This is a genomic window from Clostridium sp., from assembly GCF_016650095.1.
In the GTDB taxonomy this organism is placed as follows: Bacteria; Bacillota; Clostridia; order Clostridiales; family Clostridiaceae; genus Clostridium_AD.
In genome coordinates, this window is record NZ_JAENWL010000059.1 from 1 (window position 1) to 13,587 (window position 13,587).

The following is a 13,587-nucleotide window of genomic DNA, read 5'->3' on the forward strand; positions in this document are numbered from 1 at the left end:
GGAAAAAGAACTTTCCAGTATATTTGTGATTTTTGGAGGAACTGGTGATCTAACAAAAAGAAAACTTATTCCCGCTATCTTTAGTTTGATGTACGAGGAGAAATTACCTGGAAATTTTACAATTATATCTATTGGAAGACGAGAAAAGACAAATGAGGAATATAGAGAAGAAATGTATGAATCAGTAAAAGAATTCTCTAGATTTTCTTTAGATGAAGAGTTGTGGCATAAATTCAGTAAGAGAATTCACTATAAAAAGTTTGATTATGACTCGGATAATGAAGGATATAAAGACTTAGATTCATTTTTGGAAACAATGGAGAATAGACATTTAACTGGAGGTAAAAGATTATATTATTTAGCCGTTGCACCTGAGTTTTTTGAAGGGATAATTAGGAAACTAAAAAATAATGATATGGTTAATAAAGCCACTGGATGGCAGAGGATAATGATCGAAAAGCCTTTTGGTTCAAGCTTAGAAACAGCTAGAATTTTAAATCATAATATATTAAAGCTCATAAATGAAGAGAATATATTTAGAATAGATCACTATTTGGGAAAGGAAATGATCCAAAACATATTAGCAATTAGATTTGGTAACTCATTATTTGAACCATTATGGAATGCAAATTATATTGATAATATTCAAATTACGTCGTATGAACTTTTAGGAGTTGAGAGTAGAGGTACATATTATGAAAGTGCAGGTATCTTAAAAGATATGCTCCAGAATCATATATTACAAATGTTAACTTTGATTACTATGGAACCTCCAGTAGACTTTGAAGCAGAATCTATAAGAGATGAAAAAGTTAAGGTATTACGTTCATTAAGACCTTTTACTGCTGAGTCTTATAAGCAAAGCATTGTTAGGGGTCAATATGGGGAAGGCGTTGTTAATGGTAAGATAGCTGTGGGTTATAGAGAGGAGGATAGAGTTTCAAAGGACTCAAATACGGATACCTTTATAGCACTTAAAACTTATATTGATAATTTCCGCTGGGGAGGAGTTCCAATATATATAAGAGCAGGGAAAAGAATGGATACAAAAAAAACTGAGATAGTAATTCAGTTTAAAAAACTTCCTGGAATTAATTATTATAAGGAGTTTAATCATATTGCGCACAATCTTTTAGTTTTAAAAATTCAGCCAGAAGAAGGTTTTTTCTTTCAGATAAATGCTAAAAAGCCTGGTAGTGAATTTAAAATGGAAAAGGTTCAACTCGATTATTGTCAAAGTTGTAAGTATTTAAATGATTCACCAGAGGCATATGAGAGACTAATACTTGAAGCAATTAGAAATAACGCATCACTATTTACTAGATGGGATGAACTTGAATATTCATGGAAATTTATCGAAAGCATTGGAAATGAATTTAAAAATGACATATCTAATTATCCTAATTACTTCGCTGGAACCTCAGGTCCAAAGGAAGCAATAGATTTGATTGAGAAGGATGGTAGACAGTGGTGGAATGTAATGGGAAATTAAGGGGGAATTAATATGATTATTTATGATATATCTATGACTATTGAAAAAGAAATGGGAGTATACAAGAATATAGAGGAAAAAAGACCAGTAATTAAATTTGATAGGAAAATTCCAGTGGATAGTATTAATGAATCTAGCATGTGTATGAACTTACATACAGGAACTCATATTGATGCACCGTATCATGTTGATGATCTGGGTGCAACCATTGATGCTATTGATTTAAATAAAGTGATTACAAAGTGTAGAGTAATAGATATGACAAATGTAGTAGATATGATAGCAAAAGAGGATCTTGTGGATAAAAACATTATGTCAGGGGAATTCTTATTATTCAAAACAAGAAATTCATTCACGGAAGAATTCCAGCCCGATTTTGTTTTTCTTGAAAAAAGTGGAGCTAAGTATCTAGCAGAAAAAGAAATAATTGGAGTAGCTATAGATTCTTTTGGAATAGAAAGGGCCCAACCGAATCATGAAACTCATAAAATTCTTTTTAGTAATGGAATAACTATAATAGAAGGGGTTAGGTTAAAAGAAATTGGAGAGTCTGAATATTTCATGTGTGCCTTACCACTTAAAATTAAAGGGGTAGATGGTGCTCCTGCTAGAGTAGTTTTAATAAAAGACTTAGTATTTTAAACAACAGTTTTCTAAATAGCTTGACATATAAAATTATTTATACTAATATAATAAGAAAAAATGATTTTTCAAGCGATGATAAGAAGAGTAAATATGTGCATTCTTTTACAGAGAGTTCCCTTAGGCTGAGAAGGAACAAAGAACTATCTATTGAAAAAGGTCTTTGAGCTTCACACCGAGCCTTATTGTAAGGGGTAGATTGTGACGGGCGCTCCCGTTTTAGAGCTAGAGTATTCGCGATAATTGCTTTGCCGTACTCAAAAAGATTAATATGGTGACATGTTGATAAACTGGGGTGGTACCACGAAATATATCTTTCGTCCCCAAGACGAATAAGTCTTGGGGGTGGGAGTTTTTTTATTGCATTTTTTTAGCACGTAATACAAAAATAAATTATATGGAGGTATTAAAAATTATGAGTTTATCAGGAATTTGGTTGCCAATTGTTACACCGTTTTTAAATGATAAGGTAGATTTTGAAGCCTATAAAAAGATGATAGATTATTATATATCAAAAGGAATAACGGGACTTATACCATTAGGTACCACGGGAGAAGTTCCAACTGTAAATGATAAAGAATATGAAGAAATTATTGAAAAAACAATGGAATATAACAATAATAGGGTTCCAGTTTATATAGGCCTTGGTGGAAATAATACAGCTAAAGTAGTAAACCAATTAAAGCTAGTTGAAAAATATAAAGCTGAAGGTATATTATCTGTATGCCCTTACTATAACAGACCAGACCAAAGAGGTATTTATGCTCATTTTCAAAAAATTTCAGAAGCTACAGACTTAAATATAATACTGTATAATATTCCGCATAGAACAGGGAGAAATATAGAAAACGCTACTATACACAAATTAGCAGAACTTAAAAATATAGTTGCTATAAAAGATGCTTGCGGTGACTTTAATCAAAGCTCAGAGCTTCTATTAAACCGTCCAAAGGACTTTTCAATACTAACTGGGGAAGACGCATTATTTTACTCGACTTTACTTCTTGGTGGAGACGGTGGAATACTAGCTTCTGCGCATATAAAAACAGAAGAATTCTTTAAGGTATATAATAATGTTCAAAATAATGACCACAAAGCTGCATTAGAAGCCTGGAAACCTCTTAACAACTTTATACCAATGCTATTTGAAGAACCCAATCCATCTCCTATTAAATACTATTTAAATAAAAAAGGTTTAATTAATTCTCCTGAAGTAAGACTTCCTCTTATGGAAATTACGGAAGAACTTAAGAAGAAAATGGATTTGATATAAAAAACTGTAAATGATATAATCTGATTGATCAATTAAACGTTATAGTAACATTGGTATTGGTTATATTAAAAAGATTCCACTAAGATTGGTGGAATCTTTTTAATTATTTTATTAATTTTTCATGTTTTTTAGTGTATTATTAATTATAGGTTATGGATATTTATATTCAAGTGTATCAGAAAGGAGTGGAGTGATAAAATGATAGATTTACATATTCATACAACATCTTCAGATGGTTCAGATGAACCAGAAGTAATACTTACTAAAGCACAGGAAGTAGGACTAAGATATATATCGATTACAGACCATGATTCCATAGGCGCATATAAAAAGCTTGAGAAAGTAAAAATAGATAACTACTTTAGTGGTAAAATTATCCCAGGATGCGAATTTTCAGTTGCACATAATGGCACTCCTATTGAAATACTAGCATATGGTATAGATCTTAAAACTATTGAGGAAACAGGAATAGTATCAGAAGAGAAATTTTTAGAAAGAGAAAACCAGTACTTAAAAACAATGATGGGTATTTGTAAAAATATAGGCATTAAATATGACAATACACTATCTATAGCAGGTGGAAAATACTTTGCAACACAAGTATTATATTTTAATTTAAAAAAATACCCTGAAAATGAAAAACACTTTTCTATAGATGTATGGAAAGGGGTTAATGGATTTTACAGAACTTGTGTTAACAATGAAAGCAGTCCATTTTACCTAAATCAATTAAAGAATTACCCATCGATTAGAGAAATCACCAAGGTAATAAAAAAAGCAGGTGGAAAGTCATTTCTTGCACATCTTTATGTCTACTATGCAGAGGATTATGAGGAATTTCTAAACTCAATAGTATCATTTAATACTATTGATGGTATTGAATGTTATCATTCCCTTCACACAATGGACCAAACAGGCTTCCTTCTTGATTATTGCAAAAGTCACAATCTTTATGTGTCTGGTGGAAGTGACTATCATGGTAAAATTAAACCTAAAGTTATATTAGGGGAGAGCATACCGGGAGTACGGATACCTTACGCAGCGTCGGAAAAATGGCTTTCAAGTTGTAGAATATTTGGTGATGAAACTAATTTATAGAATTTTATGAGAAAGAAGGAGATGAAGCTAGTATGGAAATCAAAACTGTATCAATTATAGGACTCGGGGCACTAGGAATCTTATTTGGAAATCATTTATCTAAGAAAATGCCAAAAGAAAATTTGAAAATTATTGCTGGCATAGATAGAATAAAAAAATATGAAAACAATCATGTATATTGCAATGGGGAACTTTGCACTTTTAATTATGCAACACCTGAGGAGATATGCGAACCTGTAGATTTAGTAATATTTGCTGTTAAATATAGTGGCCTTAAAAAAGCTATACAAGATGTAAAGAATCAGGTGGGAGAACATACTATTATTTTATCTGCATTAAATGGAATTACAAGTGAATCTATTATTGGTGAAACTTATGGAATGGATAAAATCTTATATTGTGTTGCACAAGGAATGGATGCAGTTAAAGAAGAGAATGAATTAACATACCATAATATGGGGATGTTATGCGTTGGAGAACGTGAACCAGGTTTTATATCACAAAAAGTGAAGAGGGTTTCTGAGTTTTTTGAAAAGATGGAACTTCCATATGAGGCGGTTACGGATATGTACAAAAGGCAATGGGGTAAGTTTATGCTCAATGTTGGTGCAAATCAAACTGTTGCTGTATATGAAAGTGATTATGATGAAATTCAAAGAGAAGGAGAAGCAAGAAACACAATGATTTCAGCTATGGAAGAGGTCATGAATTTGTCTGAAAAGGCAGGAGTTAACTTAACTGTGGCAGATGTAAACTATTGGCTTGAAATATTAGGCACATTAAGCCCAGAAGGAAAACCATCAATGCGCCAGGATATGGAAGCAAGGCGCTATAGTGAGGTGGAGTTATTTGCAGGTGAGGTATTAGAACTAGGTAAAAAATATGGTATTTCTACCCCTGTAAATAGAAAGCTATATGATAGGATTAAATTTATAGAAGGTCAATATTAATTTAGGAGGAGGTATTATATGAAGAGTTTTACTTTTTATTCACCAACAGAAGTTGTTTTTGGGGAAAACACTGAACTTAGAACTGCGGAAGAAATTAAGAAACATGGTGGCTCTCGTGTGCTGATTGTCTATGGTGGGGGAAGTGTAGTTAAAAGTGGACTGCTTGAGAGAATCGAGAAGTCACTCACTGAAGGTGGTCTTTTATTTACAGCTATTGGTGGTGTGTGTCCGAATCCGCGATTGTCTTTTGCAAGAATGGGTGTAGAAAAGGCAAAAGAATTTGATGCTAATTTTATACTTGCAGTTGGAGGCGGCAGTGTCATTGATACTGCAAAGGGGATCGCACATGGTGCTTCTAATCCAGAAACTGATATTTGGCAATTTTGGATGAAAGAGGCTGTCCTTAACAAAAGTATACCGGTCGGCGTGGTTTTAACAATTGCAGCAGCAGGGAGTGAAACAAGCGGTTCAGCTGTGCTTACCGATGATGCGACATGTACAAAGAGAGGATTAAATACTGATTTTAATCGTCCCCAGTTTGCTATTATGAATCCTGAACTACTCTATACGTTACCGGCTTATCAACTTGCTTGTGGTATCGTGGATATCATGATGCATACGATGGACCGCTATTTCACTCTCACAGAAGGTAATGAGATTACAGATGAAATAGCTGAGTCGCTTTTGCGTGTTGTGATTAAAAACGGAAGAATTGCAATGAAAAATCCGCGTGATTATCAGGCATTGAGCGAAATCATGTGGTGTGGTAGTATATCACACAACGGTCTTACTGGACTTGGAGCGGCGATAGATTTTGCTCCTCATCAGCTTGGTCATGAATTGAGCGGTAAGTTCGATGTAGCCCATGGAGCTAGCCTCTCTGCAATTTGGGGTTCATGGGCCAAATATTGTTATCAAACTAAACCGGAACGCTTTATTCGATTTGCAAAGCAGGTATGGGGAATTGAGAAAAGCAGTTTTGAAGAAACAGGACTTGCTGCAATGGATGAAACTGTTGCTTTCTTTACCTCATTAGGTATGCCGACATGCTTTACAGAACTAGGGATAGGTGTGCAAAACGAAGAAATACTTGGTGAATTGGCTGACCGTTGCGTGTTCTATGGAAAACGTAAGGTTGGTACTTTTAAGGAACTTGACAGAGAAGACGTATATCAAATTTATAAAATGGCAAATCGTTAACAAAATGATCCTCGTAACTAGTGATAAGAGTATTGTTTTAGTAAAAGCTCCCAAGGCTACATTAAGTAAAATTAAACATAGTTTTGGGAGAATTTATTGATAAATTATACGAAATTTGGTATTATTATATAATTATCAAGAGAGAGGTGATTAGAATATGGAAAATATAAGTTATGATTCACTATTAATTATTTCTATTTTTGCATTCATCACACCATTAATTATTAATTCTATCAAAAGGTTCAAAATTCCTTTTGTTGTAGGTGAAATCTTGGTTGGAATCATAATAGGTAAAAGTTTCTTAAACTTAGTACATGATGATATTTGGATAAGTTTTATATCGGAGCTTGGATTAGCATTTCTGATGTTTTTAAGTGGGCTTGAGATAGATGTCGATAGAATAAAAGTGGGTTCTGAAAAGAAAAAAGTTATTCGTCGTATTTTAATGTGTATTTCCATGTTTGTAATTTCACTTTTAGTATCATATATATCTTCATCACTTTTGTATAAAGTTGGTCTCATTAAAAATATACTTTTTTTTACTGTTTTATTTGCTGCTGCGGCACCAGGGCTTCTTGTACCATTTTTAAAAGAAAGAGGAATATTAAACACAGATTATGGTCAAACAATACTTATATTTTCATTAATATGTGAATTTGTATGTCTAATTTCATTAAGTATAATTTCGTCAGCTACGACTAATGGATTAAGTTATAAAAGTTTCTTGTTCCTTATTTTATTTTTAGCATCCCTGTTAATTTATAGAATTATAAAACGATTTTCACGTATATTAGACTTATCTGCAAGTGCTTTTAGCAGGTTACATATTGGTGTTCGTGCAGCTTTTGCATTAATGCTAGTACTTGTTACAATTTCACATAAAATTGATACAGAGATAGTGTTAGGTTCATTTTTAGCAGGAGTCATCTTTACATTCATATTAGACAAGGAAAAGGAGGACTTAAAATATGAGCTAGATATCATAGGATATGGATTTCTAATTCCAATATTTTTCATAATGGTTGGAGTTAATATGGATCTTTCAAGTGTTTTTAAAGAACCTAGATCGCTTTTGTATATTCCGATATTTTTGTTTGTGATTTTTATAGTTAAATTAATTCCTTGCCTTATTATGACTTTTACGTTTGGATACAATAAAGCTTTATCTAGTGGAATTATACTATCATCTCAGTTAAGCTTATTAATAGTTGGTTCACAAATGGCTTTTAACCTAGGATTTATGGATTCCTCAAATTATTCTGCATTTGTACTCATTGTTTTAATATCATGTATATTATTTCCTATTGGCTTTGATAAGATATTTAGGTATGAGGGTATAGATAAAACAGAAAATTCAATAAAAAATAAAATATCTATTATGGAGATAGTTCCCCTGAATCCTGTAATTTATAATAAAACTTTAAAAGAATTAAGATTCTCATCGGACTTTAAAATATTTGAAATAATTAGGGATGGAGTTGAAATTCTTCCAGATGGTGAAACAAAAATATTAAAGGGAGATAGGTTAGTAATAGCTGGATTAACTTCCAATATGGATGAAACACTTAGAATATTAAATGGATAAATTATAAAAATAGACAGGAATGAAATCCTGTCTATTTTCTATTTATTTCCATTGTATTTTAACAAAATATCCTTGATTTTTTTATTCTCACAAAGATCGAAGGGAGTTAACCCTGAAGAATTTTTTGAATTAATGTCAAAGCCTAAACTTATGAGAGTTTTTAAAAATTCTTCAAAATGTTCATCATAACAATTGATATAATCATCGTGTAGAAGTGTATTTTCATATTTATCCTTTATATGTATATCAGCTCCATAGTTTACAAGAAGATTCAAAAGCTCCACAGAATAATTAAAGCTGCAGTAAAATACAGGGGTTTTACCTAATATATTTAGTGCATTAACTTCAGCTCCTTTTTTTAGGATCATAGTTATTACATCTATCTTAGGCGTTATCCTCGCACAAAGTTTATGAAGAGGAGTTTCTAAAAATTTACTATGATGACTGTTAATATCAGCACCGTTATCTATTAAAAGCTCAATTATTTTAAAATAATTCTTTTCGCTATTGTTAATAGCATAATGAAGTATACTTTCAACTGTAAAGTCAGAGTTTGAGTCCTTAGGTTCATTCAAATAATTCTTTGTTTCATCTATGTTGCCTTCTTCAATAGATCTATAAATAGAGTTAGGTTCTCCAGAGAATAAATTATCAAATATTTTCATGTTGTGTACCTCCTGTTAATAAATATTTTAGTTCTGATTTACCATAGATTTTTCATTTGGTAATAAAATAGTAATTAAGGTTACCAATATTAAAGGTATTAATAAATAAGAAGCACTGGTGATAAGTCCCTGCATATCTGCAATTTTTCCGAATAAAAGCATACAAAGTCCTCCTAGCCCTCCAGACAGTCCCATAATTAATCCAGTTGCAACATTCAAATTTTCTGGCATTAACTCGTGGGTCATTACAATATTAGCTGTATTAGATCCGCTTAAGGTAAGTCCCATAAAGAAAAACCCAATAATCATAGGTATACCTGTGGTGAATACAATCATAACCATGCATAATGGTGCTAGTACATTAAATAGAACTAATACTCTTTTACTTCCTATTATATCATTTAAGTAGCCTCCAATAATAGTACCAAGAGAATTAGCTAATAAATAAGCAGATAATACCACTCCTGCAATCTTAATATCAACCTGTTTCGATAGCATAATCTGTACACCAAAGGTAACCAAGAAAATTCGAACCAGTACTCTATTGGTAGAAATAAACACTAATGCAGATATCCACTTTGCAGAATGAAAATCAAATTTTCCACGTTTCTCATCGTTCTTCAATTGCGTTTGGTTCATATCCACATTTTGCACCTGGGACAGATACATAAATAATGCAACTAAAATACCTGGAACCATAAAAAATACTAATACCCTTAGTCCATGGGCTTTTACAATAGGAATAGCAATCATAGGAGATACGGAGGCAGCAAAGCCTCCAATAGTCATAAAAACAGATAAACTTTTACCCCTTGATTTTTTTCCGAGCTTTACGACCATAGCAGAACCTAATGGATGGAATAAGGCAGATGCTAAGGCACCTAATCCTAGTATAATAATCAACAAATAATAATTTGTGATTATTCCACTCATAGACATCCAAAAGGAAATCCAAACTAAAGAAAAAATCACAAGCCATGGCTTTCCTCTCTTATCTACAAAATATCCAATAATTGGTTGAGCAAAAGAACCGCTACTTGTAATTACAAAGGCAATGAAAGCCTGCTCTGCTAGACTTAAACCAAGTTCTTGAACAAATAAGAATAAAATAGGTGGAATTAAGTTCATATAAAAATCATTGGTGAAATGTCCAACGGACACCGCCATTAATTTAGTTAAATTGGTAGTTGATCTTTGTTTATTTGTTTCTTTCAAAATCTTTCCCCCTCTTTGTTTATCGACGAAATATCATTTCATGCTTTATTATATACCCCTATACAGTATCTATTCAAGCATTTAGAGAAAATTTGATTGCTAAACTTTATTTTAATGTTGTTTTATGGTAATATGGTATTGAATTTGTATATTATGTAAAAATAGACTAAATTTAAAAAAGTATTAACAAGGGGAGAAAATTATGATATTGAGACATGTAACCCTGAGAAAGAAGTTGCCTTCAATAATTCAATGTAATGCTTTGAACGCTGAAGCTTTTATAATTAGAAAAGAACATATTGATGCAAAGTACAATGCTTTCGAAGTTAACCCGACAAGTAATGTACTAGTAAGAATTTTCCCGATTATTAAAAGTAATTCCTTTGAAAATTTTTCGAGGGAGGACATATTTGAATTGAATTTTGATGGTGATAGAATGATTGCTGATGGGTTAGTTTTGGAAGACTTAAAACAACATAAAATGCAGCTACGGTATTTACTGAAAACTGGAAAATTAACAGAAGATGAGCTTATGACAATAGGTGAATTTAGATTTATAAGAGGAGAAGTATCATTGGATTACTTAACTAGTGATTCTAGTAGAATATTGAATGAAGTTATATCAGGTAGTTGAATAATAACAAAAACAGAAAATAGAAGATAAGAAGAAAGCAGATGAAGAAAAATATCTGTTTTTATTTTTTTGTTTATTTCAGTAATATCTTTAACATATTTGCTAGATTGATAATATTATATAATAGTGCTCTTTATATATTAAAATCAAGAATAAAATATGAAAGGAGATATTATATGGGTTTAGATAGTATAAATACCTCAAGTTTTTCGAAAATTGAATATTTATCATCTAATTATGGAGAAATGGCTTATCCTGTTTTGAAAGGTATGTTTGAAAGAGAAATAGCTGAGCATGGGTTAAGCAATGAAAATGATGAATTTTCAGATCTTATTGCCATACTCTTAATAAAAATTCACAAGGATAAAACAGTTTTACCTATTATAGTAGATATGATTTTTTTTAGAAACAGAGTAGGTCTTTTTACTCATGATTTAATATGGGCATTTTTTCAAGCAAGAGATCCATATAGCTTAATGCTAATCGCAAATTATTTAGTTTCTGAGGACGTAAATGATGTTAAACTAGCATGCAAACTTTTGGAATTTGTACCTTCTATAAATATGACTATGGTAAAAGGTAGTAAAAAACAATATATAGATTTATTTAATTGGATTGAAGAAAATTATCCGTTTTTATCTTTTACGGGGGAAAGTTTTCAGAGAACCAGTAAGCCAATGCCCTATATTACATCTTTAGATGCTAAATATCTGTACAGACGGGTATCACTTTATACTGGAGAACCTTTCACACCATACACTGAAAAAGAAAAAAGAATATTGGGTTATTTTAATAAAGTAGACGAAGATAACAAACTGCTGCTAGCAACATGCTCACTAAAAATTCATAATGAAAACATATATTTCTGGAATTCATGGATTAACAATTCCATAACTAATCAAATACGAATTGCAGAAACTAGGTTAAGAGGTTAACAATTGATATATTTAAACTCAATATAAAGGATATTGGAGGGTAATAAATGATTATAATTTCTAGCAATAATGTTGAAGTTGATACTTTTACAAATGAATATAAAGAAAAAGGTATTGAAAGAGATATCATTACTATAATGGATTTAAGTAAAGAACGTTATGAATATGATTCATTAAAGCAATTGCAGTTTGAGCTAAAAGTGCGAAAAAATATTGTTATTGCGGCTATTAAACTCAAAAATGGCAATATGGTCTTTAAAACCTTTCGTAAATCAATGTGTAACCTTGATTATTGGAATCGTACTGATGAAGGTGGATTTATATTAAAAAAAGGAATAACTCCTAGTGATGCTATTGAGGATATTTCTATAAATAGTTATAAATATGGTACTGAATGTGCTACTGCAATGATTATTATTTATTATCAAGCGTTGCTTAATATATTTTCTGAGAAACCTTTCAATGAGTTATTTCCCGAAATACAGTTAATGAATTGGCATTACATAGACGATATGCTTGAGGAGGTAGGTTATTTAGAAAAACGAAGTGATTATTTACCAGGGGATAGAAGATACTTTTATAACCCTGATGTAAATCCTGTAAAGCCCCAATGGCAAGGAGAAAATGTTATAGATTTAGGTAAGGGAATTTATTTCGGACATGGCATAGGAATCGGAAATGCTGATGATATAATTGTTGCATTAAATGAATATAGAGTAGAGGAAGCAAAAAAATCCGCTTATTTATTAGACTCGGCTGCACGTCTGGATTTTAAATATTTAGCCGCTATATATTATAGATTTCTTTCTTCAACTACAAATTAAAATTCAAATTGTGTTATATTTGTTAATTTTTACACGTGTTAAGAATATCATCAAAAATTCATGATATAATAGTTAAAATAATAATAATTTATAAGAAAAGATGTGTACATACAAATGAAAGTTTATAATGGTGATAAAATGGAAAAGGAAAAGAAATTTAACAGGTACAATGTTCTATTTGTAATTATGATAGCTATGTTTTCAATAATAATTGGGAAATTATATGACATACAAGTATTAAATAGACAATATTACAAGGATATGGTAAAAGCGAACGTTAATAATATTATGACTGTAGAGGCACCAAGAGGTCTCATAACAGATAAAAACGGAATTGGACTTGCAACTGTAGTACCAGGGTATAATCTTACATATACAAATTCAACTGTGGCTGGTACACAGATATTTACAACACTACAAAAAATATTTAAAATTTTGGATGAAAATGGAGAAGCTCAGACAGATAGCTTTCCTTTAAAAATTGCACCATTCAGATTTGAATTTAGTTCGAGTGATCCTAAGGCAATAAAAATCTTGAAGTTAAGATTTTTAAAAGATAGAGGGCTTCAAGATAATATCTTGAAAGCAAAATTTGAAAATAAGAAAGAAGATGATTTAACCACAGATGAAGCTACTCAGCTTAATAATGAACTTTTGAAATTAACTCCTGAGCAAATTTATAATGAACTTCTTAAGGCGTATGGCGTTATAAAAGGAGTTTCGAGTTTGCATATACAGGAAACTCCGGCCACAATAAGAAAATATTTAATTGTAAAAGATGGTATAAAAATGAACTTTTTTTCTTCATACAAATCAATTAATATAGCAACTAATATAAAGAAAGACACAGCCCTTATATTCGAGCAAAGTCTCTCAGAACTAGATGGTATTAAAGTGGAAAGTCAGCCTACGCGGCAATATCCCTATGGACAACTTGCTTCATCAGTACTAGGATATATAAGTAAAATAAGCTCTGCAGATCAGGCGAAATATTCAGCAAAGGGTTATGATATAAGTGCGGATTATGTGGGGGTTTCTGGAATTGAAGCTGCGCTGGAAAGCAATCTTAAGGGA

At 31.4% G+C, this 13,587-nt stretch carries 12 protein-coding genes, 1 pseudogene and 1 other annotated feature; of the genes and pseudogenes, 11 read left to right on the top strand and 2 right to left on the bottom strand.

Annotation, left to right across the window (positions count from 1 at the left end; all coding sequences use genetic code 11):
* From zwf to JJE11_RS05630, 7 genes are all read left to right on the top strand, one after another.
* Positions 1 to 1,492, top strand: a 1,492-nt coding sequence (gene zwf / locus JJE11_RS05600; RefSeq protein ID WP_366927910.1) for a glucose-6-phosphate dehydrogenase, incomplete at its 5' end; no start/stop codon positions are given.
* A 12-nt stretch (positions 1,493 to 1,504) separates the two neighbouring features.
* Positions 1,505 to 2,134, top strand: a complete 630-nt coding sequence (locus tag JJE11_RS05605; RefSeq protein WP_291633466.1) for a cyclase family protein — start codon at positions 1,505 to 1,507, stop codon at positions 2,132 to 2,134.
* Between the two features lie 66 nt (positions 2,135 to 2,200).
* Positions 2,201 to 2,462: a binding site (T-box leader), on the top strand.
* Between the two features lie 87 nt (positions 2,463 to 2,549).
* Positions 2,550 to 3,407, top strand: a complete 858-nt coding sequence (dapA, locus tag JJE11_RS05610) for a 4-hydroxy-tetrahydrodipicolinate synthase (RefSeq protein WP_291633468.1) — start codon at positions 2,550 to 2,552, stop codon at positions 3,405 to 3,407.
* Between the two features lie 198 nt (positions 3,408 to 3,605).
* Complete coding sequence (locus JJE11_RS05615) at positions 3,606 to 4,505, top strand: PHP domain-containing protein (RefSeq protein WP_291633470.1); 900 nt, start codon at positions 3,606 to 3,608, stop codon at positions 4,503 to 4,505.
* A 32-nt stretch (positions 4,506 to 4,537) separates the two neighbouring features.
* Positions 4,538 to 5,455, top strand: coding sequence for a ketopantoate reductase family protein (locus JJE11_RS05620; protein WP_291633472.1), 918 nt, complete (start codon positions 4,538 to 4,540; stop codon positions 5,453 to 5,455).
* A gap of 18 nt (positions 5,456 to 5,473) precedes the next feature.
* Positions 5,474 to 6,655: an iron-containing alcohol dehydrogenase gene (locus tag JJE11_RS05625; RefSeq protein ID WP_291633474.1), complete on the top strand. Its 1,182-nt coding sequence runs from the start codon at positions 5,474 to 5,476 to the stop codon at positions 6,653 to 6,655.
* A 157-nt stretch (positions 6,656 to 6,812) separates the two neighbouring features.
* Complete coding sequence (locus tag JJE11_RS05630) at positions 6,813 to 8,240, top strand: cation:proton antiporter (protein ID WP_291633476.1); 1,428 nt, start codon at positions 6,813 to 6,815, stop codon at positions 8,238 to 8,240.
* Between the two features lie 38 nt (positions 8,241 to 8,278).
* On the opposite strand, the gene JJE11_RS05635 is transcribed toward JJE11_RS05630, so the two are convergent.
* Together JJE11_RS05635 and JJE11_RS05640 are read right to left on the bottom strand one after the other, a co-directional pair.
* On the bottom strand, positions 8,279 to 8,905 hold the full coding sequence (locus tag JJE11_RS05635) for an ankyrin repeat domain-containing protein (protein WP_291633478.1): 627 nt from the start codon (positions 8,903 to 8,905) through the stop codon (positions 8,279 to 8,281).
* Positions 8,906 to 8,932: 27 nt separating this feature from the next.
* The gene (locus JJE11_RS05640; protein ID WP_291633480.1) at positions 8,933 to 10,120 is read right to left on the bottom strand and encodes an MFS transporter; all 1,188 of its coding nucleotides are present in this window, start codon (positions 10,118 to 10,120) and stop codon (positions 8,933 to 8,935) included.
* A 202-nt stretch (positions 10,121 to 10,322) separates the two neighbouring features.
* Here JJE11_RS05640 and JJE11_RS05645 point away from each other — a divergent pair, with 202 nt between their 5' ends.
* The 4 genes and pseudogenes from JJE11_RS05645 to JJE11_RS05660 form a co-directional block, all read left to right on the top strand.
* Positions 10,323 to 10,754: a hypothetical protein gene (locus tag JJE11_RS05645; protein WP_291633482.1), complete on the top strand. Its 432-nt coding sequence runs from the start codon at positions 10,323 to 10,325 to the stop codon at positions 10,752 to 10,754.
* Positions 10,755 to 10,930: 176 nt separating this feature from the next.
* Positions 10,931 to 11,689 carry a hypothetical protein gene (locus tag JJE11_RS05650; RefSeq protein ID WP_291633485.1) on the top strand — a complete coding sequence of 253 codons (759 nt, stop codon included), beginning with the start codon at positions 10,931 to 10,933 and terminating at the stop codon, positions 11,687 to 11,689.
* A 47-nt stretch (positions 11,690 to 11,736) separates the two neighbouring features.
* Entirely contained in the window at positions 11,737 to 12,513 is a 777-nt protein-coding gene (locus JJE11_RS05655; protein WP_291633486.1) for a protein-glutamine gamma-glutamyltransferase, read from the top strand.
* A 114-nt stretch (positions 12,514 to 12,627) separates the two neighbouring features.
* Positions 12,628 to 13,587 (top strand): annotated as a pseudogene (locus JJE11_RS05660) (cell division protein FtsI); the annotation flags it as partial.